The organism is Actinomadura meridiana (assembly GCF_039537545.1).
Classification (GTDB): domain Bacteria; phylum Actinomycetota; class Actinomycetes; order Streptosporangiales; family Streptosporangiaceae; genus Spirillospora; species Spirillospora meridiana.
On the sequence record NZ_BAABAS010000003.1, the window covers coordinates 235,706 to 262,248 of the forward strand.

The 26,543-nt window shown below is 71.6% G+C and carries 22 protein-coding genes and 1 tRNA gene; 8 read left to right on the plus strand and 15 right to left on the minus strand.

The window, feature by feature from the left end:
• Positions 1–111 precede the first annotated feature (111 nt).
• Both ABD808_RS02605 and ABD808_RS02610 read left to right on the plus strand, forming a co-directional pair.
• Positions 112–1,332 carry an acetyl-CoA C-acetyltransferase gene (locus tag ABD808_RS02605; RefSeq protein WP_344888989.1) on the plus strand — a complete coding sequence of 407 codons (1,221 nt, stop codon included), beginning with the start codon at positions 112–114 and terminating at the stop codon, positions 1,330–1,332.
• 215 nt (positions 1,333–1,547) lie between these two features.
• Complete coding sequence (locus ABD808_RS02610; protein WP_344888992.1) at positions 1,548–1,775, plus strand: DUF4287 domain-containing protein; 228 nt, start codon at positions 1,548–1,550, stop codon at positions 1,773–1,775.
• A 197-nt stretch (positions 1,776–1,972) separates the two neighbouring features.
• On the opposite strand, the gene ABD808_RS02615 is transcribed toward ABD808_RS02610, so the two are convergent.
• The 5 genes from ABD808_RS02615 to ABD808_RS02635 all read right to left on the minus strand — a co-directional run bounded on the left by ABD808_RS02615 (position 1,973) and on the right by ABD808_RS02635 (position 6,546).
• Positions 1,973–2,779 carry a Bax inhibitor-1/YccA family protein gene (locus ABD808_RS02615; protein ID WP_344888995.1) on the minus strand — a complete coding sequence of 269 codons (807 nt, stop codon included), beginning with the start codon at positions 2,777–2,779 and terminating at the stop codon, positions 1,973–1,975.
• Between the two features lie 93 nt (positions 2,780–2,872).
• Positions 2,873–2,945 (minus strand) — tRNA-Leu (locus ABD808_RS02620).
• Positions 2,946–3,036: 91 nt separating this feature from the next.
• A complete protein-coding gene (locus ABD808_RS02625; protein WP_344888997.1) occupies positions 3,037–4,269 on the minus strand; it encodes a class I SAM-dependent methyltransferase in 1,233 nt (410 codons plus the stop codon).
• Positions 4,270–4,305: 36 nt separating this feature from the next.
• Positions 4,306–5,661 (minus strand): NAD(P)/FAD-dependent oxidoreductase, encoded by a 1,356-nt coding sequence (locus ABD808_RS02630; RefSeq protein WP_344889000.1) that lies wholly within the window; start codon positions 5,659–5,661, stop codon positions 4,306–4,308.
• 63 nt (positions 5,662–5,724) lie between these two features.
• Positions 5,725–6,546 (minus strand): uracil-DNA glycosylase, encoded by an 822-nt coding sequence (locus ABD808_RS02635; protein ID WP_344889003.1) that lies wholly within the window; start codon positions 6,544–6,546, stop codon positions 5,725–5,727.
• 140 nt (positions 6,547–6,686) lie between these two features.
• Here ABD808_RS02635 and ABD808_RS02640 point away from each other — a divergent pair, with 140 nt between their 5' ends.
• Positions 6,687–7,469 carry a DUF2510 domain-containing protein gene (locus tag ABD808_RS02640; protein WP_344889006.1) on the plus strand — a complete coding sequence of 261 codons (783 nt, stop codon included), beginning with the start codon at positions 6,687–6,689 and terminating at the stop codon, positions 7,467–7,469.
• A gap of 90 nt (positions 7,470–7,559) precedes the next feature.
• On the opposite strand, the gene ABD808_RS02645 is transcribed toward ABD808_RS02640, so the two are convergent.
• The 4 genes from ABD808_RS02645 to eno all read right to left on the minus strand — a co-directional run bounded on the left by ABD808_RS02645 (position 7,560) and on the right by eno (position 11,022).
• Positions 7,560–8,525 (minus strand): Ppx/GppA phosphatase family protein, encoded by a 966-nt coding sequence (locus ABD808_RS02645; protein ID WP_344889009.1) that lies wholly within the window; start codon positions 8,523–8,525, stop codon positions 7,560–7,562.
• The gene (locus ABD808_RS02650; RefSeq protein WP_344889562.1) at positions 8,522–9,091 is read right to left on the minus strand and encodes a DUF501 domain-containing protein; all 570 of its coding nucleotides are present in this window, start codon (positions 9,089–9,091) and stop codon (positions 8,522–8,524) included. The genes ABD808_RS02645 and ABD808_RS02650 overlap by 4 nt, the downstream gene beginning before the upstream one ends.
• Positions 9,092–9,179: 88 nt before the next feature.
• Positions 9,180–9,632, minus strand: a complete 453-nt coding sequence (locus ABD808_RS02655; protein WP_344889012.1) for an FtsB family cell division protein — start codon at positions 9,630–9,632, stop codon at positions 9,180–9,182.
• 106 nt (positions 9,633–9,738) lie between these two features.
• Positions 9,739–11,022 (minus strand): phosphopyruvate hydratase, encoded by a 1,284-nt coding sequence (eno, locus tag ABD808_RS02660; RefSeq protein ID WP_344889015.1) that lies wholly within the window; start codon positions 11,020–11,022, stop codon positions 9,739–9,741.
• 332 nt (positions 11,023–11,354) lie between these two features.
• Here eno and ABD808_RS02665 point away from each other — a divergent pair, with 332 nt between their 5' ends.
• Positions 11,355–12,671 (plus strand): sensor histidine kinase, encoded by a 1,317-nt coding sequence (locus tag ABD808_RS02665; RefSeq protein ID WP_344889018.1) that lies wholly within the window; start codon positions 11,355–11,357, stop codon positions 12,669–12,671.
• Positions 12,672–12,706: 35 nt separating this feature from the next.
• On the opposite strand, the gene ABD808_RS02670 is transcribed toward ABD808_RS02665, so the two are convergent.
• The 6 genes from ABD808_RS02670 to mfd all read right to left on the minus strand — a co-directional run bounded on the left by ABD808_RS02670 (position 12,707) and on the right by mfd (position 21,967).
• Positions 12,707–12,916: a hypothetical protein gene (locus tag ABD808_RS02670; protein WP_344889021.1), complete on the minus strand. Its 210-nt coding sequence runs from the start codon at positions 12,914–12,916 to the stop codon at positions 12,707–12,709.
• Positions 12,917–12,973: 57 nt separating this feature from the next.
• Complete coding sequence (locus ABD808_RS02675) at positions 12,974–13,933, minus strand: NADP-dependent oxidoreductase (protein ID WP_344889024.1); 960 nt, start codon at positions 13,931–13,933, stop codon at positions 12,974–12,976.
• A gap of 128 nt (positions 13,934–14,061) precedes the next feature.
• On the minus strand, positions 14,062–16,509 hold the full coding sequence (locus tag ABD808_RS02680) for a penicillin-binding protein (protein WP_344889027.1): 2,448 nt from the start codon (positions 16,507–16,509) through the stop codon (positions 14,062–14,064).
• Between the two features lie 91 nt (positions 16,510–16,600).
• On the minus strand, positions 16,601–17,608 hold the full coding sequence (locus tag ABD808_RS02685) for a nucleoside triphosphate pyrophosphohydrolase (protein ID WP_344889030.1): 1,008 nt from the start codon (positions 17,606–17,608) through the stop codon (positions 16,601–16,603).
• Entirely contained in the window at positions 17,605–18,249 is a 645-nt protein-coding gene (locus tag ABD808_RS02690) for a hypothetical protein (protein WP_344889033.1), read from the minus strand. Before ABD808_RS02690 ends, ABD808_RS02685 begins: the two co-directional genes overlap by 4 nt.
• A gap of 112 nt (positions 18,250–18,361) precedes the next feature.
• On the minus strand, positions 18,362–21,967 hold the full coding sequence (gene mfd / locus ABD808_RS02695) for a transcription-repair coupling factor (RefSeq protein WP_344889565.1): 3,606 nt from the start codon (positions 21,965–21,967) through the stop codon (positions 18,362–18,364).
• A 229-nt stretch (positions 21,968–22,196) separates the two neighbouring features.
• Here mfd and ABD808_RS02700 point away from each other — a divergent pair, with 229 nt between their 5' ends.
• From ABD808_RS02700 to ABD808_RS02715, 4 genes are all read left to right on the plus strand, one after another.
• Positions 22,197–22,976, plus strand: coding sequence for a class I SAM-dependent methyltransferase (locus ABD808_RS02700; protein ID WP_344889037.1), 780 nt, complete (start codon positions 22,197–22,199; stop codon positions 22,974–22,976).
• Positions 22,977–23,136: 160 nt separating this feature from the next.
• Positions 23,137–24,624 carry an adenylyl-sulfate kinase gene (gene cysC / locus ABD808_RS02705; RefSeq protein WP_344889040.1) on the plus strand — a complete coding sequence of 496 codons (1,488 nt, stop codon included), beginning with the start codon at positions 23,137–23,139 and terminating at the stop codon, positions 24,622–24,624.
• A 92-nt stretch (positions 24,625–24,716) separates the two neighbouring features.
• Positions 24,717–25,685, plus strand: coding sequence for a sulfite exporter TauE/SafE family protein (locus ABD808_RS02710; protein ID WP_344889043.1), 969 nt, complete (start codon positions 24,717–24,719; stop codon positions 25,683–25,685).
• Positions 25,663–26,454, plus strand: coding sequence for a WecB/TagA/CpsF family glycosyltransferase (locus ABD808_RS02715; RefSeq protein WP_344889046.1), 792 nt, complete (start codon positions 25,663–25,665; stop codon positions 26,452–26,454). Before ABD808_RS02710 ends, ABD808_RS02715 begins: the two co-directional genes overlap by 23 nt.
• Positions 26,455–26,543 lie beyond the last annotated feature (89 nt).

A 26,543-nucleotide genomic window follows, 5' to 3' on the forward strand; every position in this document is an offset into this window, starting at 1 on the left:
CATCACCGCACCGGGAACTCGCCGGACCCGCCGTCCAACCGCGAATTGGTGACGAGTTAGATTGCTGGTGACGGTCGAGTAACATCCGGTCGAGTACCAGGAGACCCGCACATGCCCGAGGCAGTCATCGTCGCCACCGCGCGCTCGCCGATCGGCCGCGCCTTCAAGGGGTCGCTCAAGGAAACGCGGCCCGACGACCTCACCGTCCAGATGGTCACCGCCGCGATGGCCAAGGTCCCGCAACTGGACCCGAGCCAGATCGACGACCTGCTCCTCGGCTGCGGCCTGCCCGGCGGCGAGCAGGGCTACAACATGGCCCGCGTCGTGTCGGTGCTGCTCGGATGGGACGGGGTGCCCGGCGCGACCATCACCCGCTACTGCTCGTCCTCGCTCCAGACGACCCGGATGGCGCTGCACGCGATCAAGGCCGGGGAGGCGGACGTCATCGTCTCCGCGGGAGTCGAGACCGTCAGCCGGTTCTCCAAGGGCAGCAGCGACGGCCTGCCCGACACCCAGAACCCGCTGTTCGCCGACGCGCAGGCCCGCACCGTGACGACGAGCGAGGGCGGCGCGGCCGGGTGGCACGATCCACGCGAGGACGGCGCCCTCCCCGACATCTACATCGCGATGGGCCAGACCGCCGAGAACGTCGCGAGCGCCAGGGGCGTCTCCCGTCAGGCTCAGGACGAGTTCGGCGTCCGCTCACAGAACCTCGCCGAAAAGGCACTCGCCAACGGATTCTGGGAGACGGACATCACCCCCGTGACGCTGCCGGACGGCAGCGTCCTCGCCAAGGACGACGGCCCCAGGCCCGGCACGACCTACGAGAAGGTCTCGCGGCTCAAGCCCGTGTTCCGCCCCGACGGCACGGTCACCGCGGGCAACTGCTGTCCGCTGAACGACGGCGCCGCCGCGGTCATCGTCATGAGCGACACCAAGGCCGCCGAACTCGGCATCACCCCACTGGCCCGGATCGTGTCGACCGGCGTCACCGGCCTGTCCCCCGAGATCATGGGCCTCGGCCCCGTCGACGCTTCCCGCAAGGCCCTCGCGAAGGCGGGCATGACGATCGACGACATCGACCTCGTCGAGATCAACGAGGCGTTCGCCGCGCAGGTGCTGCCGTCCGCCGCCGACCTCGGCATCGACCTCGACAAGCTGAACGTCAACGGCGGCGCGATCGCGGTCGGCCACCCCTTCGGCATGACCGGCGCCCGCATCACCTCCACGCTGCTCAACAGCCTGCGCTTCCACGACAAGCAGTTCGGCCTGGAGACCATGTGCGTCGGCGGCGGCCAAGGCATGGCCATGGTCGTCGAACGCCTTTCGTAAAGCCGTCCGACCTTCGTCGGCCCGCCCGGAGACGCCGTGAGCGCCTTCGGGGCGGGCCTTCTGGTGTTGGGGGGTGTCACCTGCGCATTTCCGGAGGACATCCCCGTTATTAATGATCTACGTAACGTAAAAGATAGGTCCCCGTTAGGGGGTTGTCACATCCGGGCTCCTGTTGCAGAGTCAGCAGGAAGAGCCCCGCGACCTGGAGGTGCCAATTGTCACTGAACCACTCGCCGGAGACGCACAGCAAGCTGATCGCCCGCATCCCGCAAGTCACAGGACGTGACATCCCCGAGTGGTTCTCCACGATCGAGAACGGCCCGTCGTTCACCCGTTGCGAGGAGCGCAGCTCCTGGCTCGCCGAAGAGCACAACCTGTCCCACGGCTACGCCGCGGCGCTGGTGCGCGAGCACGAGCGTGCCCGTCGTGCCCGACACTACTGAAACGCCTCTCTCCTGAGCACCCGCCGAGTGGCGGGCGGAGCACCTGTTATCTGAAGGACTTCAAACGGACCTGGTGGGATCCCGCCAACGGATGACCCCGCCGTCGTGCCGCCATGGCGCGCCACGACTCTGGCGCAGAGATCCCACGTAGATCAGCCCCACGCCGTCGGCGCGGGGCTGATCGTTTGTCGCGGTCGTCAGTCGCGGCCGTAGAAGTAGCTGAGGAGGCGGAGGATCTCCAGGTAGATCCAGACGAGGCTCAGCACCAGGCCGAACGCGCAGTACCAGGCGAACTTCTCCGGCGCCCCGGACCGGACGCCCTGCTCGACGGAGTCGAAGTCGAGCAGGAGGAAGAAGCAGCCGACGAGGATGGCGACGACGCTGAACACGTAGGCGAGCGGGTTGCTCGCGTCGCGGATGCCGATGCCGTCCGCGCCGCCGAACGCCTGCACCAGCAGGTTGACGATCATCAATCCGATCAGCGCCGCGGCGGCCGCGATCGTGAACTTCGCGAACCTGGGCGTCACGCGGACGATGCGCAGGGTGTAGACGGCGAGGGTGGCACCGAAGGCGAGCGCCGTGCCGATCACCGCCTGGAAGACCACGCCGTGGTAGATGTCGTTGTACGTGTGGCTGATGATCCCGACGGCCACCCCGTACACGGCCGCGAACGTCAGGACCAGCGGGGCGTTGGCCTTGCGGCCGAACGTGATGAACGCCCAGATGCCGATTTCGGCGATGAGCGCGACGACCAGCACGGGGACGGCGAGCCGGGTCGGGACGATCGCCCACGCCAGCGCCGCGGCGACGACGAGGGCGGCCAGGGTCAGGAAGCCGCGGACGACGACGTCGTCCATGGTCATGGGCCTGGTGACAGGCGGTGCCTGGCCGGGTGCTCCGTAGGGTTGCGCCTGGTAGCCGGGCGCGCCGTAATTCTGCGCGCCGTAACGCGGGCCCCCGAACTCAAAGGCATTTCCCCTGAATGCCGGATTTCTGCTCTCCATCAAAGCCTCCACTTGGGCCAGGGTGGCGTCCAGTGTATGCGGGGAAAACGGCGAACCGGCGCCCCACGGCAGAAGCGCCGGTCCGTCTTGGCGTGCCCCTGGTCGGACTCGAACCGACACGTTGGCTCTTTTAGGGAGCCTGCCTCTGCCATTGGGCTACAGGGGCGGCGCAATCATATCGAGCCAACCGGCCGTTTTGACCTGTCCTTCTGTCCTGGTCCTTCTGACCTGATCCTTGTGTCGGACTCGTGGTGGTTCTAGCGAATGGCGAGGATCTCGTGGACGCCCATCCGCCCGTTCTCGCAGGCCAGGGCGGACGCGGCGAGATCGAGGAGCCAGACGCGGGCCCGTCCGGGGCCGACCAGCTCCGCGCACTCGTCCCAGCCGCGTTGCAGGTTCGCGGCCCAGGCCCGCAGGGTGCGCGCGTGCTGCTCGCGGAGCGCCTCCACGCCGCGCACTTCGAGACCCGCTTCCGCCAGTTCGTCTACGAGGACGCCGAGGGGGCGCGGGTCGCCTCCGTCCGGGAGGAGGCGGCCGGTGGTGAAGGCACGCCGAGTCCGGGGTGGGCCGGGGCGTCTGGTCGGTTGCCGCAGGAGGAGGCGTCCGCCGGGCGCCAACAGTTCGCGTAGGCGGGCGGTGGGGCTCGCTTCGGATGTTGTGCCCGCCAGTGCGACGATCGCGTCGTAGGGTTCGTCGCCCGCTTCGGACAGGTCGAAGCCGCGGATCTCCACACCGGGGAGGGCTTGGTCGGGGGTGCGGGTGAGGGCGACGACGCGGGCGTCGTGGTGGGTGGTCGCGTATCGGGCGAACGCGCCCCAGCCGTAGTCGAGGTCCAGCAGACGGGCGCCGGGGAACAGGCCGAGGCGCTCGGCGACGGTGCTGTGGGCGGCGGATTGGGCGGCGTTCAGGTCGTCTGCCCTTTCCCAGGCGGCGGTGCCGTGGGCCAGTCCGGGGCCGAGGAGGTGGGTGAAGAATGCGGTGGGCTCCGCCAGCGGTGTGCGGCGGTGTCGTGTGGATTCCTCGGGTGGTGGTTTTGGTTCGGGGCCGACGGCGCCGAGGACGACGGCGGCGCGGACGATGTCGCGCTTGTCGTCGCCGCTCAGCCGGATCGGTTCGTCGCCGCGGCGCAGCACCCGCTGGACGGCGTCCAGCGCGGCGAGGACGTCGCCCTCAATGTCGAGTTCACCGGCCACGTAGGCGCGGGCTAGGCCCGTCTCGCCCGGCTTCCACAGGAGCCGCCGCAGTGCCCGCCGGTGCCGGAGCACGAACGCGGGGGCGCCGGGCGGGCCGACGGAGCTGCCGTCCCAGGCGAGGACGCGGATGGGCAGCTCGTCCACGGCGTCCTGGCCCTTGCCGAGGAGGATCTTCGTGAGCAGCGGCGCCAGCCGGGAAGCGATGCCCGCCGTCCTCGCCGTGGAGTGATCTTCCAGGAGAGGTGGGGTTGTCAGTTCCGGGGCGGCGTCGCCCCAGGTGGCGTCTCCGTCGTGCATGGCAGGGCAGGTCCCCGGTCAGGTGTTGTGCTGGGGTCAGAGGTCGTGCTGTCGTCCGGCGGCGAGTTCGAACTCCTGGCGCGGCCATTCCAGCTCGCCAAGGGAGACGATCTCCCGGCGGAAGAACATCGCGAGCGTCCAGTCCATGGTGATCCGGAACTTGCGATTTATCGTCGGCATCCTCGACAAATGGTACGTCCGGTGCATGAACCAGGCCGGAAGCCCGCGAAGCTTCACCCCGTAGACGTTCGCGACGCCTTTGTGCAGGCCAAGGCTTGCCACCGACCCGACATAGGCGTGCTTATACGGCTTTCTGGGCTTCCCGTGCAGATCCGCCACGATGTTGTCACCCAGCCGTTTGGCCTGCCTGACCGCGTGCTGCGCGTTGGGGGCGGTGAACTCGCCGGAGTCGGTGAGGTCGGGGACGGCCGCGTTGTCGCCCGCCGCGTAGACGCCGTCCGCGCCCTGGACGGTCAGTTCCGCGGTCGCCTTGAGACGTCCCTTGTCGTCCAGGGGGAGGTCGCTGTCCCGGACGACGGGATGCGGTTTCACCCCGGCGGTCCACACGAGCGTCCCGGCGTCGAACTCCTCGCCGTCGCTCAGCACGATGTGCCGGCCCTCCGCGGACTTCAGCAGCGTCTCCATCTTGACCTCGATGCCGCGCCTGCGCAGCGCCTCGGTCGCCCAGCGGCCCATCTCCGGGCCCACCTCGGGCAGGATCCGGTCGGTCGCCTCCACCATCAGCCAGCGCATCTCCCGCTGGTCGATGGTCGGGTACCAGCGGCAGGCGTCCCGCGCCATGTCCTCCAGCTCCGCCATGGCCTCGACGCCCGCGAACCCGGCGCCGACGAACACGAACGTCAGCGCCCGCCTCCTGATCCGCTCGTCGTCCGCGTTGGACGCGGCGATGTCGAGCTGGTGCAGGACGTGGTTGCGCAGGAAGATCGCCTCCTCGATGGTCTTGAAGCCGATCCCGCAGTCGGCGAGGCCGGGGATCGGCAGCGTCCGCGACACGGATCCGAGAGCGACGACGAGCAGGTCGTAGCCGACCTCCCGGTCGGGCACGCCCGCCGTCTGCGAGCCCGCGGGGCGGAGCCGGAGCGTCCTGGACGCGTGGTCGATGTTCGTGACGAACCCGTTCATGATCCGGCAGCGGCGGAGCACCCGGCGCAGCGGCGCCACGACATGGCGGGGTTCGAGGTTGCCCGCCGCGGCCTCGGGGAGGAACGGCTGGTAGGTCATGTACGACTGGGGGTCGATGACGGTGACGACGACCTCGCCCCGGCGCAGCTCACCGCGCAGTTTCTTCTGGAGCCGCAGCGCCGTGTACATGCCGACGTACCCGCCGCCGACGATCACGATCCGTTTCGCGGGCCCCTGGTTGGAAGGCATGTCGGGAGCGATACCCGGATATACGGATCATTCACCCTGGTGCTCCCCCTCGTGATCAGGCCCCTACCGGTAGTCGCGGGCGCGGGTGAGGACGGCGTCCAGCATCTCCTCGGTGACCCGTCCGGTGAAGGTGTTCTGCTGGCTCGGGTGGTAGCAGCCGAGCATCAGCACAGGCCCGCGCCCGGCGGCCATGGGCGGCGGCGCCAGCTCGATCTCGGCGCCGTGGCCGAACTTCGGCCGGGGCCGCGGCAGCCCGTACCCGGCCTGCCGGAGCGCGGGCCACACGCCCTGCCAGGCGAACCCGCCCAGGCACAGGACGCAGCGGACGCTCTCCGCGACCATCTCGACCTCGCGGGCCAGCCACGGCAGGCACGTCGTGCGCTCCAGCGGCGTCGGCTTGTTGTCGGGCGGCGCGCACCGGACGGTCGCCGCCATCCGCGCGCCGATCAGCCGCTGCCCGTCGCCCGCGCGCACGCTGGTCGGCCGCGCGGCGAGCCCGACCCGGTGCAGGGACGCGAACAGCCAGTCGCCGGAGCGGTCGCCGGTGAAGATCCGCCCGGTGCGGTTGCCGCCGTGCGCGGCGGGGGCGAGGCCGACGATCAGGATCCGCGGCTCCGGGTCGCCCCATCCGGCGATGGGACGCCCCCAGTACTCCTCGTCCGCGAACGCCCGCCGCCGCTCGACGGCGACCTTCTCCCGCCACGCGACGAGCCGGTCGCAGGCCCGGCACACCGACTGCCGGGCGCACAGATCGTCGAGATCGGACGCCTCGGCAGCGAGCCTCAGCACCTCTCCGGCGTCGTGCGCGGCGGGCGTCTCGGGGGTCGCGGGGTCCTCGGGCCATCCGGAGCCGGGCGGCACGAACGGGGCGTTGCCGGTCGTCATATCACCGATCGTCGCACGCCGCGGGCGGTGGCCGGGTTCCGCCCATCCCTCCTGAACAGGCCCCTGTGTCGATACGATGCGTTCGCCGGTCGGGGCGGCGGGGCGCTGGCGCGCCATGGGCGAAAGCGGGAGGCAGGGCAGTGTCGCAACCGGGCTGGTATCCAGACCCCTATGGCACTGGAAGCCTGCGCTGGTGGGACGGCGAGAACTGGACCGAGCGCCTCAATCCGGAGCCGTCCCGTCCGCCGCGGCTGCGGCTGCCCGCGCAGGAGCAGCGTCCGAGGGACGAGATCGAGGACACGCACTACGCGGCGCCCCACCTCCAGCAGCCGACCTGGGACGCGGGCCCGGTCGCCCAGCCGCTGGACGTGACCGTCCGCCGCCTGCACCTCTACGCCGACGACCGGTTCGTCGCGTACGGGAGCGCGTCGCTTGCCTGGCCGCACGTGGAGTGGGTGGCGTACTGGGCCGCCGAGCGACCCGCGGGCTACGGCCAAGGCGCCCGCACCCAGTGGATCTTCCAGGCGGGACGGTTCCCCTTCCGGGGCGGGCCGCGCGTCGAGGTCGTCATCGAACGGGACGCCGTGTCCGCGAACCCGGGCCCGGACGGCGAACCCGAGCACGTGTGGGGGCGGCTGATCCAGCTGTGCCAGGAGCACGCGGAACGCAGGCTGGTCGCCGAGCTGGCGGGACGGGTCCGCGGCGGCGAGTCCGTGGACGTGGCGCAGGGCCTGACCGTGCATCCCGGCGGTGTCCGCGGCAACCGCGTCTCGCTGAGCTGGTCGTCCATCTCCGGCGCGACCGTGGACGGCGGGAAGGTGTGGATCCAGCAGGCGGGCAGCGGCGCGCCCGTCCTCTACGTCCCGCAGCAGAACCCGAACGCGGTGCTGATCCCGAGCCTGGTGTTCCAGCTCAGGCACTGACCGGCCGATTCCGGGGGTGTGGGAGGTCGGCCCCCCACAGGAGAATGTCCTGGCGGGCACGTTCCATCCGGCGTTTCGTCAGTCGTCCCGTCAGACCAGGGACCAGGCGAGGCCGTCCAGGATGTCGTGCTCGCTGACGACGACGGCGCCGAACCCGTACTCCCGCATGATCCGGTCCAGGATCAGGGCGCCCGCGCCGATCACGTCGACCCTGCCCGGATGCATGACGCCCAGCTCGGCGCGTTCGGCCCGGGTGGCGTGCAGCAGCCGCCGCGTCACCTCGTGGACCTGCGCGGCCGTGATCCGGGACAGGTGGATCCGGTCGGAGTCGTATTCCGGCAGGTCGAGCGCGATCCCGGCGACCGTGGTGACGGACCCGGCGAGGCCGACGAGCGTGCGCGCCTCGTGCACCGGGACGGCCCGGCGGACGGTCGCGAGCGCGTAGTCGATGTCGGCGGCGGCGCTGGAGATCTGCTGCGGGGTGGGCGGGTCGCCGTCCCGCAGGTGCCGCTCGGTCATCCGCACGCAGCCGATGTCGATGGAGATGGCCGCGTCGGCGGACGACGTCCCGACGACGAACTCGGTGGAGCCGCCGCCGATGTCGACGACCAGGTAGGGACGGGCGGGACGCAGCGCGGCCAGCTCGCGGGTGGCGCCGAGGAACGACAGCTCGGCCTCCTCGTCCCCGCTGATCACCTCGGGCACGACGCCGAAGATGTCGACGACGCCGCTGACGAAGTCGGCCCGGTTCTCGGCGTCGCGGGTGGCGCTGGTCGCCACCACGCGAGTCTTGATCGGCCCGTGCCCGGCGCGGGCGCCGTGCCGCTCGATCAGCTCGGCATAGCCGCGCATGGCGGTGAACGTCCGTTCCAGCGCGGCGGGCGACAGGTGTCCGGTCTCGTCGACGCCCTCGCCCAGCCGGACGATCTCCATCCGGCGTTCGACGTCGGTCAGCGTCCCGCCCGTCGTGACGACGCCGCCCGCACCGGGCGCGATGTCGGCGACCAGGAGGCGGACGGAGTTCGTCCCACAGTCGACGGCCGCGACCCGCGTCACCGCTGCTCCCCCGCCGCGCCGTTGTGATCGTCGTCGGCCCGACCATCGCCGTCGACCTGACCATGGTCGGCGACCTCGACGCAGGGCCCGGAACGCCACCATTCGGGCAGCGCGTCCAGCCCCTCGCGGCCGAGCGGGCTGACGCCGGGGACGGCCAGCTCGTGGGCGATGAGGGCGTGCAGGCACTTGACGCGTTCGGGCATGCCGCCCGCGCTCTGGGTGCCCTCGGGCAGCGGCTCGACGCCCTCGTCGCGGGCGGCGTCGCCGCGTCGCCGCAGGTAGTCGTCGTGGGCGGCGGTGTACTCGGCGCGCAGCGCGGGGTCGGCCGCGAGCCTGGCCTGCATCTCGCGCATCAGCCCGCCGCCCTCCAGCGTGCCGATGGCGGACGCGGCCTTCGGGCACGTCAGGTAGAAGAGCGTGGGGAACGGCGTGCCGTCCGGCAGCCGCGGCGACGTCTCGATCACGTCGGGCAGCCCGCAGGGGCAGCGGCTCGCCACCCGGCGGACGCCGCGCGGGCGCCGTCCGAGCTGGGCCGCGACGGCGGCCGTGTCATGTGCTCCGATCATCATGTCCCCACCCGCGGATCCTCCGATCCGCCTTCACAGCGCGTTCCAACGACGCCCCTCCGACAGCCGTCCCTCCGGCGGACGCGCGTCAGCGCGGTCTGTCGGCCTCCTCCACCGACCGCCACAGCGCCTCGTACCAGGGCGGTCTGCTGGTCGCACCGCCGGTGCCGGCCTGCCGCCCGGTACCGCCGTCGCCGTCGAGCACGATGTAGCACTTGACGTCAGGACGGCAGTAATGGAGCCTTCGCGTCGCCTCACGCTCAATGTACGACTTTTCACCGAGTTGTTGCTTGCGTTGGGAGAGGATCTCGACCTGCCGCCGGGCCGCGGCCTCCTGGCTGCGAAGATCGGAGATCTCCCTGCGCTGCGCGATGTACTCGCGGACGGGGTAGGCGAGGCTCAGCGCGATGGCGCACATCACCACCGCGAGGATGGCGGCGCGGCTGGTCAGCGCCGGGTTCCCCCGGCGCGCGCCGTCCGACCGGCCGGTCGCGTCGTCGCCGCCCCGCCCGCCGGTGGGGCCGGATCCGTCATCAGCCATCGTGTCCCCTGCCTGGTCGAACCGGGGTCGCGGCCCGCCGGGTTTCGGACGGTGTCATGCGTCCGAAACCCGAGGGCGCACAGACCGGAACAAGGTTATGGTCGGGTCAGCCCGTGGCGTCGAAGCGCGGGAACGCGGCGGCGCCCGCGTAGCGGGCGGCGTCGTCGAGCAGCTCCTCGATGCGCATCAGCTGGTTGTACTTGGCGACGCGCTCGCTGCGGGCGGGCGCGCCGGTCTTGATCTGGCCGCAGTTCGTCGCGACGGCCAGGTCGGCGATCGTGGTGTCCTCGGTCTCGCCGGACCGGTGGCTCATCATGCAGCGGTAGCCGCTGGTCTGCGCGAGCGACACGGCGTCGAGGGTCTCGGTGAGCGTGCCGATCTGGTTGACCTTGACCAGCAGCGCGTTGGCGGCGCGGGCCTTGATCCCGCGGGCCAGCCGCTCGGGGTTGGTGACGAACAGGTCGTCGCCGAGGAGCTGGACGCGGTCGCCGACTGCGGCGGTGAGCCCCTCCCAGCCGGTCCAGTCCTCCTCGTCGAGCGGGTCCTCGATGGAGACCAGCGGGTACTCGCCGAGCAGCTCGCCGTAGTAGGCGGCCATGTCGTCGCTGGACCGCTTGGCGCCCTCGAACGTGTACTGCCCGTCGGCGTGGAACTCGGTGGCGGCGACGTCCAGCGCGAGCGCGACGTCACGGCCGGGCGTGAAGCCCGCCCTGCCGATCGCCTCCATGATCAGGTCGAGCGCCGCGCGGTTGCTCGGCAGGTCGGGCGCGAAGCCGCCCTCGTCGCCGAGACCGGTGTTCAGCCCCTTGGACCGCAGCACCGACTTCAGCGCGTGGTAGGTCTCGGCGCCCCAGCGCACCGCCTCGGTGAACGTGGCCGCGCCGATCGGCGCGATCATGAACTCCTGGACGTCGACGTCGTTGTCGGCGTGCGCGCCGCCGTTCAGGATGTTCATCATCGGGACGGGCAGCAGGTACGCGTTCGAGCCGCCGACATAGCGGAAAAGCGGCAGGCCCGCGGAGTCGGCGGCGGCCTTGGCGACGGCGAGGCTGACGCCGAGGAGCGCGTTGGCGCCGAGCGCCGACTTGGCCGGGGTGCCGTCCAGGTCGATCAGCAGCTGGTCGATCAGTCGCTGGTCGGACGCCGGGTAGCCGACGATCTTCTCGTCGATGGTGTCGTTGACGGCCTTGACGGCGTTCCGGACGCCCTTGCCGCCGTAGCGCTCACCGCCGTCGCGCAGCTCGACGGCCTCGAACTGGCCGGTGGAGGCCCCGCTCGGCACGGCGGCGCGCGCCTCGGTCCCGTCGGCGAGCAGAACCTCGACCTCGACGGTCGGATTGCCCCGCGAGTCCAGGATCTCCCGGGCTAGTACGGCCTCGATCGACGACACGGGGAACCCCCTGAGATGCGAATGTCCAAAACTGATCATGACGTGCGTGCGCGGCTGGCGCGGCCCCGAGCCTATCCAGGCGCCCCGGGCCCCGCCCAACTGGCTCGCCGCTGTCGGCGGACGACACTCCGATGAACGATCTTTTAACCGTCCGCGACGGTCGTGTTTGCCCTGTTCAGGCAAGAAAGACCGGGTACTGACAGAAGCGTCCCGGGGAGGTCGCCATACGTGTTCGGCGCACCACGCCCAGTGGCCGCGATATCGGGCCCCGTGGGCGCGGTGGTCTGATCCGCTGGCTCCGGCGGACCGCGCTGCGCCACCCGGAACTGCGGATGCGGGTGACGCTGACGGCCGTGCTGGTCGCCCTCGTCCTGTTCCTGACGATGTCGGGGCTGGTGCTGGCGGGCGCCCGGGAGCAGACGACCAGCGACAGGCTCCGGAACATCTCGATGGACGGCCGCCGGGTGACGGTCGCGATCAACGCCGGGACCCTGTCGCGCGAGATCGGCGGCTCCGGCGAGCTGCTCCAGGTCGTGGACCGGCGGGGCCGGGTGATCGCGGCGTCCCCGCGAATGCGCGGCCGCCCGCCGGTCGAGTTCCCGCCGCCCGGACCGCTGGACGACCGCCGCCAGGGTCGGAGCTGCGACATCGACGCGCCCGGCGGACGCTGCCACCTCGTCGTCGAGTACCGCGTCGGGATGGGGGCGTCCACCAAGTTCGTCTTCGCGCTGACGAACGAGCCGGGGCTGGTACCCCAGCCCAAGCTCGCCCTGCTGCTGTTGTTGGGAGCCCTGGCCGGAACCGGCATCGTCGGCTACGGCACGTGGCGGTCGGTGGGCCGCACCCTGCGCCCGGTGGACGAGATCCGCCGCGAGCTGGACGAGATCACCGCGACGGACCTACAGCGCCGCGTGCCCGAGCCGTCCCGCCGCGACGAGGTGGGGCTGCTCGCCACGAGCATCAACGCGACGCTCGACCGGCTGGAGCAGGCCGTGGCGCGGCAGCGCGCCTTCGTCGTCGACGTGTCCCACGAGCTGCGCAGCCCGCTCGCCGCGCTGCGGATGGAGCTGGAACTGGCGCTGTCGGCCCCCGACGACACCGACCTGCCGGAGACGCTGCGGGCCATCCTGTCCAACACCGACCGGCTCACGGCGGTGGTGGACGACCTGCTGGCGCTGGCCCGCCTGGAGGCCGACCGGAACTTCCCCCGCGAACTCGTGGACCTGACCGAGCTGACGGACCAGGAGGTGCTGCGCCGCCCGCTCCGCACGCAGGTGACGGTCCTCGCCGAGGGGGCGGTGACGGTGCACGGCGGCCGCGGGGAGCTGGCCCGGCTGCTGACGAACCTGATCGACAACGCCGACCGGCACGCGGCCTCGGAGGTGACGGTGATCCTGCGCACCGAGGGGCCGTCCGCCGCCGTGATCGAGATCATCGACGACGGTACCGGCATCGCGCCCGAGGACCGGGAGCGGGTGTTCGAGCGGTTCGCGCGGCTCGCGGAGGGACGGCACCGCGACGCGGGCGGCACCGGGCTCGGCCTGGCGATCTCCCGCGACATCGCGGTGGCGCACCGCGGCACGCTCTTCCTCACCGACCGACTCGACGGCGCCCCCGGCGCCCGCTTCGTCGTGCGCCTGCCGCGCTGACCCTGCGCTGACCCTGGCGGGAACGCGGAAAGGGGTCAGGAATCGTCGATCTCGCCGCGCAGCCTCTCGCGTTCGTACTCCAGCAGCTCGATCTGGCCCTCCAGCTCCTCCCGGGCGGCGAGGTACTGGCCGGAGTCGACGTTGTCCCCGGCGTCGCCGGACGGCGGGGTGAGGTCGGCGCGCAGCCGGTCCAGGGACTCGTCGATCTCGCGCAACCGGCTACGCCGGTCGTCGGGCTCGTTCATCTGTTCCTCCCGTGGATGAGTGCCTCGGGGCCATGTCCAGAATCAGAGTGCCCAGGATCAGACGCGGATCACGGTCTTGCCGCGGGCGCCGCCCGTCCGGTTCTCGGCCAGCGCCCGCGGCGCGTCCACCAAGGGCACCTCGCGTTCGATCTGGACGCGCAGGTCACCGGCGTCGATGAGGTCGGAGAGCCGGTCCAGCACGTCGGCCGAGGCGCGCCGCTCCAGGTTGACGCCGCGCAGCCCCTTGGCCTCCATCGAGTCGGGGTTCACCGACCAGATCGCGCTCACGTACGTCCCGCCGGGCCGCAGCAGCTGCGCGACGCTCTCGGTGGCGGAGGTGTCGCCGACCATGTCCAGGACGGCGTCGATCCCGTCGCTGTGGACGGCGAGCACCTCGTTGTTCAGCTCGCCGTGGGACTGGTCGTCGTGGGCGTAGTCGACGGTCTCGGCCGCGCCGAGGCGCCGCATCGTCCCGGCCATGTCGTCGTGCGCGGTGGCGATGACCTTGGCCCCGGCGAGGGCGGCGAGCTGCACCACGCCCTGCCCGACGCCGCCGGTCGCCCCGACGACGAGGACGGTCTGCCCGGTGTCGATCCGCGCCTCGTCCACCATCGCGAGGGCGGCGGCGCCCGCGGTCGGCACCGCCGCGGCCTGCGTGTAGATCATGCCCTCGGGCATCCCGGCGATCGGCCCGTCGGCGCGGGCGATGGCGTACTCGGCGAAGGCGCCGAGGCCGCGTTCCACGGCGGAGAACGTTCCATAGACCGGTTCGCCGGGCCGCAGCCGGGTCGCGTCGGCGCCGACCTCCTCCACGACGCCCGCGCCGTCCTGGCCGAGGATCAGCGGGAACTCCGCGTCGACGGAGTCCTTCAGCATCCCGTCGGCGACCTTCCAGTCGACGGGGTTGAGCCCGGCCGCGATCACCTTGACCAGGACCTCCCCCGGTCCCGGCTCCGGACGCGGCAGATTCATCGGCGCAGGTTCCGCGCCGTACTCCGACACGGCGATGGCTCGCATGACGATCGTCCCCCCGAACGAGTGCACTGCAAGGATCAACGCGGGTGAACACCCGGTAGTGATCTACCCGGAGACCGGGCCGTCACACAAATCCGCAGGTCAGACCCCTGCTTACTGTCGGCGAGCGGCTATTGCTGGCGGAAGCCTGGCAGCGGCGGGTAGGACGGCGGCGGGAACGGCGGGATCGGTGACTGGCCGCCGCCGCCGTCGTCGGGTCCCGGGCCCTTGCTGACCCGCAGCGTGACCTTCTCCTCGGGTTCGGCCTCGCCCGGCTTCGGATCCATCTCGGCGACGGTGCCCTTCTTGTACTCGCGGGACTCGACGGGCTTGTCGATCTTGACCTCGAACCCGGCCTCACGGAGTTTCTTGACGGCCTCGTCCGGCTTCATGCCGCGCACGTCGGGCAGCTTGACCTTGTCCTCGCCCGACCCCTTGCTGAAGAAGTGGGACGGCGGACGCCGGAACGAGGTCGGCGCCGTGTCCGACAGCGCGCCGAGCATGCTCTGCCGCCAGATCGGGGCGGGGATCGTCGCGCCGAACACGGCGCCGTAGCAGCGGCCGTCCATGCACAGGCCGTCCATCGGGTACTTGTAGCCGCCGCGCGGGTCGCCGACCCAGACGGCGGAGGCCAGGTCGGGGGTGTATCCGGCGAACCAGGCGGCGGAGAAGTCGTCGACGGTCCCGGTCTTCCCGGCGGCGTCGCGGCCGAGGCCCATGCCGCGCGCGGTGCCCTTGGTGAGGACGCCGGTCAGCACGTGGTTGACGGCGTCCGCGACGCCCCTGTCCATCGCCTGGTCGCAGTCGCGGCCCGGGACCTCCAGCTCGTGCCCGGACGAGTCGGTGATCTTCTTGATGGCGATCGGCTCGCAGTACTTGCCGCGCGCGCCGAACGCCGCGTACGCGGCCGCGAGCCGCAGCGGCGACACCGGGTTGGACCCGAGCGTGAACGAGGGGACCTGTTCCAGCTTCTTCCCGCTGGCCTGCTTCATCCCGAGCTTCTCGGCCATCCGCACGGTGTCGCACAGGCCCACCTCCTTCTCCAGCGCGAGGAAGAAGGTGTTGACGGAGTGCTGGGTGCCGGTGACCAGGCTGAACTTCTTGCCGCCCTCACCGTCGGCGGCGTTGCCGAGCGACGCGGACGGGTCCCCGACGCGCTCGCCGTCGCAGTTGCGGTAGCCGACCGGCGTGTACTTGCGCGGCGCCATCAGCCGGGTGCCGAACGGCATGCCCTGGTCCAGCGCGGCGGCCAGCGTGAACGCCTTGAACGTCGATCCGGCCTGCATGCCGATGCTGGAGCCGTGGCTGGCGTCGGCGGCGAAGTTGATCCAGGTCTTGCCGCGTACCTTGTCCGGGCCGAGCGCGCGGTCGACGACCATCGCCTTGACCTCACCGGTGCCCGGTTCGACCATCGCCTCGGCGGCGGCCTTGTGCGCGGAGTTCTTCGGCGGGACGTATTCGTCCACCGCGCGCTGGGCGGCCTTCTGGGCGCGCCGGTCCATGGTGGTGCGGATCGTGAGGCCACCCCGTTTGAGCAGCTTCTCCCGCTCGCCCGGGGTGTCGCCGAACACCCGGTTGGTCAGGATCTCCCGCTGGACGTAGTCGCAGAAGAACGGCGCCGAGCTGGTCACGCAGCCGCTCTTGACGTCGTCCACGTCCAGCTTGATCGGCAGCCGCGCGGCGCGGTCGGCGGCGTCCCGGTCAATCCAGCCGAGTTCGGCCATCCGGTGCAGGACGATGTTGCGGCGCTCGCGGGCCTTGCCCGCGTGCCGGATCGGGTCGTAGGCGTACGGGTAGCGGATGACGCCCGCGAGCAGCGCCGCCTCGGCGAGGCTCAGCTCCGAGGCGTGCTTGGAGAAGTAGTGCCGGGACGCCGCCTCGACGCCGTACGCGCCGTCGCCGTAGTAGGCGATGTTGAGGTAGCGGCGCAGGATCTCGTCCTTGGTGAAGCGCTTCTCCAGCGCGACCGCGTACCGCAGCTCACGGATCTTGCGGGCCGGGGTGACCGCCTGCGCCTCGCGCCGCTCGGCCTCGGTGTCGGCCTGCGTGACCAGCAGGTTCTTGACGTACTGCTGGGTGATGCCGGAGCCGCCCTGCGTCACCTGGCCGTTGCCGAGGTTGCTCACCAGCGCGCGCAGCGTGCCCTGCGCGTCGATGGCGCCGTGGTCGTAGAACCGGCTGTCCTCGATGGCCAGCACCGCGATCCGCAGCACGGGCGCGATCTTGTCGAGCGGGACGTCCACCCGGTTCTGGTAGAAGAACGTGGCGATGGTGTGGCCGTCCGCGTCGAGGATCGTGGAGCGCTGCGGGACGCCGGAGGTCGTCAGCCCCTCGGGTTCGGCCTGGAACCAGCGGCCCGCGTCGCGGGCGCCGATCCCGGCGGCGCCGGTGACGGGCAGCAGCAGGAGCGCGACGAGCACGCCGGACAGCCCGCTGAGCGTGCCCAGTCCGCGCAGCGCGCGCACCTTCTCACGACGGGTCGTGGACGCGGTGAACAAGCGGCGGGACCGGCGCGGCGGGTCTGGGGCACCCTGTCGTGCGGCGGGGCCCCTGGGAGCAAGATCAGCCTGAGCCGACACGCGCTCAGAGTAGACGCGCGGCCGCGGTCGTACCACCCCATCGGAGATAATCGGGTCGATACCTCGCGAATCAGACCTGGTAGTTCCGCGTTTACCGCTCGGCGCTTCGTTCTCGTCGTTCCCACGCTCGGACACGATCGCGGAATACCCGCGATACCGCGCGCAACTCCGCCTCGGCGTCCACGCCCCGCTCGGCCGCCTCGCCGACCAGCGCGAACAGCCGCGCGCCCAGCCCGGCCGGATCGACGTCCTCGCCGAGGTCGGCCAGGTGGGCGAGATCGGCGGGCGCGTCCAGGCGCGCCGCGCGGCGACGAAGCTGTGCCGCGAGCGACAGCGCGGGCTGGCCCATCGGAACGCCGTCCAGCGCGGACGCCTCAGCGCCGCTCTTCTCCGCCCGCTCGGCCGCCTTGATCTGCTCCCAGTTGGCGTCGACCTCGTCGGCGCCGGACACGGTCACGTCGCCGAACACGTGCGGATGGCGGCGGACGAGCTTGTCGACGATCGCGCCCGCCACGTCGTCGATGGTGAACTCGGTGCCGTCATCGCGCTCGGACGCGACCACCGAGTGGAACGCGACCTGCATCAGCACGTCGCCGAGTTCCTCGCGCAGCCCGCCGTGGTCGCCCGACTCGATCGTGTCGGTGACCTCGTAGGCCTCCTCCAGCAGGTACGGGACGAGCGTGGCGTGGGTCTGCTTGCGATCCCACGGGCATTCGCGACGCAACGTGTCCATCACGGACACCAGGTCGAGCAGCCGCGCGCCCGGCAGGTCGTACGACCCGTGCAGAACCTCAACGTCCAGCGGAGCCTCAACGCCAGGGTCTTCCACCACGAGGCCGCCGATGTCGCGCATCAGGGCCTCGTCGCCGTCCGGAGCGGCGACCCACAGGACGTCCTCGCGGCGCGCGTCGGCGACGAGCCGGGCCGCGTCCGGCGCGTCCACCACCTCCGGGACGATCCCCGCGTCGCGCAGGGCGGGCAGGAGCGGGTGCTCGGCGCGGATCCGGACCGTGGCCGCCGAGCGGAGCGCGTCCCAGGCGCGCCAGGTCAGCAGGCCGGGCGCCACCCGGTGCGTGGTCGCCAGCAGTGTCAGGCTCATGCGCCCCGCGTACCCGAATCGGGGCTGGACAGCCGGTACCGGACCGGCCCGACCTCGACCTTGTCCGGGTCATAGGTCCCGTAGCGGGGGTTGATCTCGATGTTCATGCGGTCGGCGGTGGTGCGGAACAACTCCTCCCACCGTTGCCCGGCCTGCTGCGTCGCCGGGTTCAGCGGGTCGGCCGGGTCGCCGCCGAACTTCCGCATGACCGCGATCTGCGTGGCGAACATCCGGGCCAGGTCGCGGGTGCGGTCGCGGGGCAGCCCGCTGGCGAGAGTGATCGACTCGGCGCCGCCGCGCCGGTTCAGCACACCGAGCGCGGTGTCGACCTCGGACCCGGTGACCGTCACCCCGGCCCGGTGGGCCACCTCGTCGGCGACGTCGAAGTTGATCAGCAGGGTCAGCGCGCCCCGCAGGTCGGAGTCGGAGTCGCCCGCGATCTGCGGCGCCGGGTTGCCGGGATTGGCGCGCAGGTCGTTGGCGCGCGGGTCCTTGCGGAACTGCACCCGCCAGTCGCGGACGGTCTGGCTGAGCGAGGTGACGGTGATGCGGTCGCCGTCGACGAGCGCGGCGGTGCCGACCTTGGGCGAGCCGCCGCAGCCTGCCAGCGCGGTGGCCGCGACCGCCGCGCCCACCGTCACTCCCACGAATCTACGCACGGATCCCTCGTCTCGTCGTGAATGCCGTCTGGTGGCGAAAGGCCGTCTCGTCGCGATCGGCTGTCTCGTCTTGATCGGCTGGGGTCGCGCCAGACTACCGGGTGCCCGCGGCGGCCCCGGCATCGAGGAACAGGGCCTCGACCAGGTCGCTCGCCCAGCGCAGCAGCTCCTGGTCGCGCAGCGGACGGCCGCCGATCGGGTCGGTCTTCGGCGCCGGGACGAGCAGCGTGTCGTTGGCCTGCTTCAGGATGCTCTTCGGGTACAGCCGTTGCAGCCTGACCTGCCGGGAGTCGGGCAGCCGCACCGGCGTGAACTTGATGAAGTTGCCCTGGACGCTGATCTCGCTGAGCCCGGCCCGGCGCGCCTTCGTCCGGAACCTCGCCACTTCGAGGAGGTTCAGCACGGGGACGGGCAGCGGCCCGAACCGGTCCTTCAGCTCGTCGTGCACCGGGCCGATCTCGTCCTCGGACGTGATCGCGGCGATCCGGCGGTAGGCGTCCAGCCGCAGCCGCTCGCCCGGGACGTACTCGTGCGGCAGGTGCGCGTCGATCGGCAGCTCGACCTTCGTCTCGACGGTCTCCGGTTCGCGGCCACCCTCCTTCAGGTCGCGGACGGCCTCCCCGACCATCCGGACGTACAGGTCGAACCCGACCCCCGCGACATGCCCGGACTGTTCGGCGCCGAGGATGTTGCCCGCGCCGCGGATCTCCAGGTCCTTCATCGCGACGTACATTCCGGCGCCGACCTCGGTGTGCTGGGCGAGGGTCGCGAGGCGCTCGTGCGCGGTCTCGGTCAGCGGCTGCTCCGGCTGGTACAGGAAGTAGGCGTAGGCGCGTTCCCGGCCGCGCCCGACTCGGCCGCGGAGCTGGTGCAGCTGCGACAGGCCGTACATGTCGGCGCGGTCGACGATCAGGGTGTTGGCGTTCGGGACGTCCAGCCCGGACTCCACGATCGTGGTCGCGACCAGGACGTCGTAGTTCTTCTCCCAGAAGTCGACCATGACCCTTTCGAGCTCGTGCTCGTTCATCTGCCCGTGCGCGATGCCGATCCGCGCCTCCGGGACGAGCCTGGCCAGGTTCGCCGCCACCTTGTTGATCGACCGGACCCGGTTGTGGACGAAGAACACCTGCCCCTCGCGCAGCAGCTCGCGCCGGATCGCCGCCGCGATCTGCTTCTCCTCGTAGGGGCCGACGAACGTCAGGACGGGGTGCCGTTCCTCCGGCGGCGTCAGGATCGTCGACATCTCGCGGATGCCGGTCAGGCCCATCTCCAGCGTCCGCGGGATCGGCGTCGCGGACATCGCGAGGACGTCCACCTGCGTCCGGAGGCGCTTCAGCTCCTCCTTGTGCTCGACGCCGAACCGCTGCTCCTCGTCGATGACGACCAGCCCGAGGTTCTTGAACCTGGTCTGCGACGACAGGATCCGGTGCGTGCCGACGACCACGTCGACGACGCCGTCGGCCATGCCGCGCAGCGTCTCCTCGATCTCCCTGTCGGACTGGAACCGGCTGATCGGCTTCACCACCACCGGGAACGCCGCGAACCGTTCGTTGAACGTCGACAGGTGCTGCTGCACCAGCAGCGTCGTCGGGACGAGCACCGCGACCTGGCGGCCGTCCTGGACGGCCTTGAACGCCGCCCGCACCGCGATCTCCGTCTTGCCGTAGCCGACGTCGCCGCAGATCAGCCGGTCCATCGGGACGGGCCGTTCCATGTCGGCCTTCACCTCGTCGATGGCGGCGAGCTGGTCGGGGGTCTCCACGTACGGGAAGGCGTCCTCCAGCTCCCGCTGCCACGGCGTGTCCTGGCCGAACGGGTGGCCGGGGCTCGCCATCCGCGCCGAGTACAGCCGGATCAGCTCGCCCGCGATCTGCCGGACGGCCTTGCGGGCGCGCGTCTTGGCCTTCTGCCAGTCGGCGCCGCCGAGCCGGTGCAGGGCGGGCGCCTCGCCGCCGACGTAGCGGGTCAGCTCCTCCAGCTGGTCGGTCGGGACGAACAGCCGGTCGCCCTTGGCGTACTCCAGGATCAGGTACTCGCGGGTGGCGCCCTGCACCGTCCGGCTGACCATCTCGACGTACCGTCCGACGCCGTGCTGCTCGTGCACCACGTAGTCGCCGGGCTTGAGCTGCAACGGGTCGATGCCGCCGCGCCGCCGGGACGGCATCCGCCGCGCGTCCCGGGTGGACGACCGCTGCCCGGACAGGTCCGTCTCGGTCAGCACCGCCAGCTTGACGGACTCCCAGACGAACCCCTTCTCCAGCAGGCCCGTCGCGACCGTGACGAGGCCGGGACGGGGCGGCTCGGGGAGGTCGGCGAGCCGGGCGCCGATCCCTTCCTCCCCCACCAGCTGGACGAGCCGTTCGGCGGGCCCGTGCCCGGCGGTGACCAGCACGACGCGCCAGCCGCCGTCGATCCAGCCCTTGAGGTCGCCGACGACCCGCATGGTGTCGCCCCGGTAGGCCTCCGTCGCCTGCACGCCGAGGTTGACGACCTCGCCGTCGTCCTCCAGCGAGGGTTCTTCGGCGGCACCCGCTTCGAGGGGGTTGAGGGCTGTCACGCTCCAGCGGGGCAGGCCCAGCTCCCCGCTGTGCGCGCGGACCTCCTCCAGCGACCGGAACGCGGCGGCGCCGAGGTCGATCGGCGCCTCGCCCCCGGCCGCGGCGTTGACCCAGCTCGCCTCCAGGAACTCCTGGCTCGTGCGGACCAGCTCCACCGACCGGGTGCGGATCCGCTCCGGCTCGCACACCAGCAGCGCCGACCCGTCCGGCAGCAGGTCGGTCAGCAACTCCATGCTGTCGGCGAGGACGGGCGAGAACGCCTCCATGCCCTCGACGGTGTCGCCGTCGGCGATCCGGCCGAGGATCTCCTCAAGCGCCGGATGCTCGTCGGCCAGCGCCTTCGCCCGCTCGCGGACCTGCCGGGTCAGCGGCAGCTCCCGGCACGGCGGCGCCCAGAGCCCGCCCTGCGCGACCTCCAGCGAACGCTGGTCGGCGGCCTTGAAGTAGCGGATCTCCTCGACGGTGTCGCCCCAGAACTCGACCCGGAGCGGGTGCTCCTCGGTGGGCGGGAACACGTCCAGGATCCCGCCGCGCACCGCGATCTCGCCGCGCTTCTCCACCAGGTCGACGCGGTCGTACCCGGCCTCCACGAGGCTGCGGACGGCGTCGTCCATGTCGGCGTCCTCGCCGGAGACGAGCCGCACCGGCTCAAGGTCGGCGAGCCCGGACACGATCGGCTGGAGCACGGCGCGGATCGGCGTCACGACAACGTCCAGCGCACCGCCCTTGGCCGCGGCGCCGCCGGAGGGCGCCCCCTCTGTTCCGGCACCGTCCAGATGGACGGCGTCGGGGTGGACGAGCCGTCGCAGTACGGCGATGCGCTGGCCCACCGTGTCGGAACGCGGCGACAGCTTCTCGTGCGGCAGCGTCTCCCATGCCGGGAAGTGCGCGACGCGGCCCGGGTCGAGCAGGCTCGTCAGGGCGGCGGTCAGGTCTTCGGCCTCGCGTCCGGTGGCGGTCACCGCGAGCACGACCCCGCCCCCGCCCGCGCCGCTCCCGCCCGCGCCGAGACGGCGGCTCAGCGCCGCGGCGAGAATCGGCCACATCGAAGCGGGCGCGACGAGCTGGCGGCCGGTCCGCGCCCCCGTGAGCGCGCGCTCCAGCCCGGGGGAGGCAAGGTCAACAAGTCCTGAAAGGGTCATCTTCGTCCGCATCGCCTGGTCGCTCGTCGAGCCGGGAGCCGTGCGAAAACCGGGAGCAGGGCAGCCCGGAGACCGGAAATCCCAGCGGAGTCCCGGTGCCGGATACCAGGGTACGCGCCACCACCGACGCTCGTTCCCACGGCCGGACGGCGACGCACCGCGACACGGCGATTACCAAGAATAAGCAAATAGCGGACGCACCGCAGCCGACCGATTACGCTGCGATACCGTGACCGATCTGCATACCCCGCCGGTCAACGACGGCGATCTCTTCTCAGAACGCGCCCGCCAGTACGCCCTAGAGAAGCCCCTGCAGCGGATCCACATCCTGGAAGCGGGCTGCGGCTGGGGAACGGGCCTCGACCTGGGCGACCGCCGGTGCCATGTCATGGGCGTCGACATGGAGGCCCCCGAGCTGCGCGCCCACACCTGCGAGCGGCCCGATCTCGACACCTGGCACCTGGGCGACCTGCGCACCGCCCCGCTCCCGCCGCGCGCCTACGACCTCGTCCACGCCTCCTACCTGATCGAGCGGGTGCCGCACGCCGAGCTCGTCCTGGACCGGTTCGTCGCCGCGCTGAAGCCCGGCGGGCTGCTGCTGGTCCGGCTGCGCGACCGCAACACCGCGTTCGGCTACCTGGACCGGACGCTCCCCCGCTGGCTGCACGCCTCCGGCCGCCACGCGGGCCAGCGCTCCGGCGACCGCTCCGGCGGTCACCGCAGGCGGCGGCCCCTGCGCGCGGTGTCGCGGACCGGCCCCCCTCCGGCGATCTACGACCGGGTCGCGTCGCGGTCGGGCATGCGCTGGTACTGCGCGATGCGCGGGCTCGTGATCTGCGAGGAGTACACCTCCCGGTGGGCCGTCGAGGCGCGCGGCGCCGGGACCCGGCTCGCCGCGCTGCTGTACCCGCTGGTGTCGGCGCTCAGCCGGGGCCGCCTCACCGCCGACCACAGCGAGATCACCCTCGTGATCCGCAAACCGGAGAACCGGTTCGCCCGCGTGATCTGACGGCGCGGCGGGGCGAGCGACAGCGCTAGCAGTGACGCGGGCCGGGGCGCGGGCGGCGGGGCGGTGGTGCGGGGAGCGGGCCCGGCGCAGTATTTTTCCTGCGGAAACTCCATGCACACGGTTCAGCCCGGCGCCCCGCCGGGCAAGATCGGAGATCGCGGTGACCGCCGAAGCCGGCCTTCCCGACACGCTGCGCGACCTGCCCGTCTGGACTCCGACCCCGGTGGAGCTCGCCGACCTGGAGCTGATCCTGGCCGGGGTGTACCGCCCGCTGACCGGGTTCCTCGCCTCGTTCGACACCGCCATGGTGATCGCGGGCGGACGGCTGGCGGACGGCACCCCGTGGCCGGTCCCGGTCACGTTGTCGGTCCCGAAGGAGCTGACGGGGCACCCGCGGATCGTCCTCCAGGATCCGGAGGGCGTGCCGCTGGCGGTGCTGACCGTCGCCGAGGCGTGGCAGGACCCGACGACCCAGGGCTGGCGGCTCGCCGGTCCGCTGGAGGCCCTCCGAGCGCCCGCGCACGGACCGTTCCACGGCCTGCGCCGCCGTCCCGACGAGCTGGACGCGGCCGAACCGGACGCGAACGTGCTGGCCGTGGCGACGCGCCGTCCCCTGCACCGCAAGCAGCTCGGGCAGCTCAGGCAGGTCGCCGAGCGGCTCGGCGCGCGGGTGCTGGTCCTGCCGCTGCTCGGCGGCGAGCACGACGAGTCGCTCGTCCGGGCCCTGCTGGGGGTGCGCAGGGAGTGGCCGGACGGCGCCCAGATCGTCCCCGTCCCGCTGCCGCCCCGGGTGGGCGAGCAGATGGAACCGGGACGCGACCTCCTGCTCCAGGCGCACGTCGCCGCCGCGTACGGCGCCACGCACCTGCTCGCCGAGGAGGAGGTGCCGAACGCCGCGATACCGACCGTCGTGCCGGAGCCGTGGGCGTACGACGCCGACGTCGAGGTCTGGCGGCCCGTGGCACGCATCGAGCCCGACCACGTCCAGGCGGAGCTGACCGAGGAGCGGCTGAACGAGCTGCTGGACGCGGGCGAGCCCGTCCCCGACTGGTTCACCCCGCCCGCCGTCGCCGCCGAGCTGGCGCTGGCGCGGCCGCCGAAGCTGTCGCGCGGCATCACCGTGTTCTTCACCGGCCTGTCCGGATCCGGCAAGTCCACGGTCGCGCGGGGCCTCGCCGACGCGCTGGTCGAGCGGGGCGGCCGGACGGTCACGCTGCTGGACGGCGATGTCGTGCGGCGGATGCTGTCGTCCGGCCTGACGTTCTCGCGCGCCGACCGCGACCTCAACATCCGGCGCATCGGGTTCGTCGCCGCCGAGATCACCCGGCACGGCGGCACCGCGATCTGCGCGCCGATCGCACCGTACGCGGCGACCCGCGCGGAGGTCCGGCGGATGGTGTCGGCCGTCGGCGACTTCATCCTCGTGCACGTCGCGACGCCGCTTGAGGAGTGTGAGCGGCGCGACCGCAAGGGGCTGTACGCCAAGGCCCGCGCGGGCGTGATCCCCGAGTTCACCGGTATCTCCGACCCCTACGAGGAGCCGACCGACGCCGACCTGACGCTCGACACGTCGCGGATGTCGCCGGACCAGGCGGTCGGCAAGGTCCTCGACCTGCTGGTGGACGGCGGTTGGGCCCGTCCCGCCTGACGTAGAAACAGACCATCCCTACTTGCCCGATCTACATTGACATCCTTTACTCTTGTAGACGAGTTTTCCTACATGGCAGGTAGGTCATGCCGATGGACTTCGATTGGACGATGGCGCTGGGCTCGTTCCTGGTCGCCATCATCGTCGGGCTGACCGGTATGGGCGGCGGGGCGCTGATGACGCCGATGCTCGTGACGTTCTTCGGCGTCAGCCCGCTCGCCGCCGTGTCCAGCGACCTGGTGGCCGCGGCCGTGATGAAGCCCGTCGGCAGCGCCGTCCACTACCGGCAGGGCACCATCAACACGCGGCTCGTCGGCTGGCTGTGCGTGGGGTCGGTGCCCGCCGCCTTCTCCGGCGTGCTGCTGGCCAAGGCGCTCGGCGACGGCGAGTCGGTCGAGAACATCATCAGCAAGGCGATGGGCGTCGCCCTCATGATCGCGGCGGCGGGCCTCGTCCTGCGCGGCTACCTCGCCCATCGAGGACGATCCGGCACCCCCGAGGACGGGGAGCAGGCGCCCGAGATCACCGTCAGGCGCGTCCCGACCGTGCTGGTCGGGCTGGTCGGCGGCCTGGTCGTCGGGATCACCTCGGTCGGCTCGGGCTCCCTCATCATCGTCGCGCTGCTGGCCCTGTACCCGGCGCTGAAGGCCAACCAGCTCGTCGGCACCGACCTGCTCCAGGCCGTGCCGCTGGTGTTCGCGGCCGCTCTCGGCCATCTGCTGTTCGGCGACTTCCGGATGGAGGTCACCGCCGCGCTGCTGGTCGGGTCCGTGCCCGGCGTCTACCTCGGCTCGAAGATCTCCTCGCGCGCGCCGAGCGCGCTCATCAGGCGCGTGCTGGCGCTGGTGCTGGTCGCGTCCGCGCTGAAGATGTTCGGCCTCGGCGCCGTCCCGCTGGCCTGGACGCTGGTGGTCCTCGCCGCCGCCGCCGTGGCCGTGTCCCTCTACCTGCGCGGTCAGAACGCTCGCGACCGGGATAAGCTGCCCTCTTCCGCCGTATCCCCCGGGCTGTCCGGCGCGTCAGGAGAGCAGAGCGAGCGTGGACCGACAATGGCCGCATGACACCGTCGACGTTCTGGGTGTGCGGGTCAGCCGCGTCGACGTCCCGAAGCTCCGGTCCTTCGTCGAGAAGGCCGTCAAGGGACGCACGAAGCTGACCGTCACCTTCGCCAACCCGGACTACGTCCTCAAGGCGCAGAAGGACCGTGAGCTGCGCGACCTCATGAACGGCTTCGACCTCAACCTGCCCGACGGCTGGGGCGTCGTGCTCGCCGCCAGGATCTTCGGCCGTCCGGTGCCGGGACGGATGGCGAACGACGACCTCACCGACGACCTGTTCGGCCAACCGGCCGAGCACGGCTGGCGGGTCTTCCTGTTCGGCAACGCCCCGGGCGTCGCGGAGGCCGCGTCCGAGAATGTCCAGAAGTGGTATCCCGGCCTGAACATCGCCGGGACGCTGCACGGGCACTGGGCGGACGACGAGGGCCGCCTCCCCGCCGAGACCGCCGAGCGCCTGGTGGCCGAGATCAACGAGGCGTCCCCGGACATCCTGCACGTCGGCCTGGGCACCCCCTTGCAGCAGCGGTTCGTCACCGACTACCGCGACCGGCTGACCGCGCCCGTCGTCATCACGTGCGGCGCGTACTTCGAGCACCTCGCCGAGCGGCGCGAGTACTACCCGGCGTGGGTGCTGAAGCTGCGCGTAGGCTTCCTGTACCGGCTGGCCCGCGAGCCCCGCCGTCTGTGGCGCCGCTACACCGTTGAGCTGGGCTCTTACCTGGTCAGGGTGCTCGCGCACCGGATCCGGCACGGAAAGAGTCCCGCCGCCTGACCACTTTTCCGGCGACGGCCTGCTTTCTCGGAACTACTGCCTGATATCAGGTCATTGTGGTAGTAAAGGATGCCGTCACCATTCCCGGC

What these genes read in the sequence shown, in the direction of transcription:
- ABD808_RS02655 (WP_344889012.1), bottom strand. Translation starts at nt 9,632, where the DNA reads ATGGCTGATGACGGATCCGGCCCCACCGGCGGGCGGGGCGGCGACGAC.
- ABD808_RS02635 (WP_344889003.1), bottom strand. Translation starts at nt 6,546, where the DNA reads ATGACGACCGGCAACGCCCCGTTCGTGCCGCCCGGCTCCGGATGGCCC.
- ABD808_RS02625 (WP_344888997.1), bottom strand. Translation starts at nt 4,269, where the DNA reads ATGCACGACGGAGACGCCACCTGGGGCGACGCCGCCCCGGAACTGACA.
- mfd (WP_344889565.1), bottom strand. Translation starts at nt 21,967, where the DNA reads ATGACCCTTTCAGGACTTGTTGACCTTGCCTCCCCCGGGCTGGAGCGC.
- ABD808_RS02630 (WP_344889000.1), bottom strand. Translation starts at nt 5,661, where the DNA reads ATGCCTTCCAACCAGGGGCCCGCGAAACGGATCGTGATCGTCGGCGGC.
- ABD808_RS02605 (WP_344888989.1), top strand. Translation starts at nt 112, where the DNA reads ATGCCCGAGGCAGTCATCGTCGCCACCGCGCGCTCGCCGATCGGCCGC.
- ABD808_RS02685 (WP_344889030.1), bottom strand. Translation starts at nt 17,608, where the DNA reads ATGAGCCTGACACTGCTGGCGACCACGCACCGGGTGGCGCCCGGCCTG.
- ABD808_RS02615 (WP_344888995.1), bottom strand. Translation starts at nt 2,779, where the DNA reads ATGGAGAGCAGAAATCCGGCATTCAGGGGAAATGCCTTTGAGTTCGGG.
- ABD808_RS02710 (WP_344889043.1), top strand. Translation starts at nt 24,717, where the DNA reads ATGGACTTCGATTGGACGATGGCGCTGGGCTCGTTCCTGGTCGCCATC.
- ABD808_RS02675 (WP_344889024.1), bottom strand. Translation starts at nt 13,933, where the DNA reads ATGCGAGCCATCGCCGTGTCGGAGTACGGCGCGGAACCTGCGCCGATG.
- ABD808_RS02670 (WP_344889021.1), bottom strand. Translation starts at nt 12,916, where the DNA reads ATGAACGAGCCCGACGACCGGCGTAGCCGGTTGCGCGAGATCGACGAG.
- ABD808_RS02665 (WP_344889018.1), top strand. Translation starts at nt 11,355, where the DNA reads ATGCGGGTGACGCTGACGGCCGTGCTGGTCGCCCTCGTCCTGTTCCTG.
- ABD808_RS02650 (WP_344889562.1), bottom strand. Translation starts at nt 9,091, where the DNA reads ATGATCGGAGCACATGACACGGCCGCCGTCGCGGCCCAGCTCGGACGG.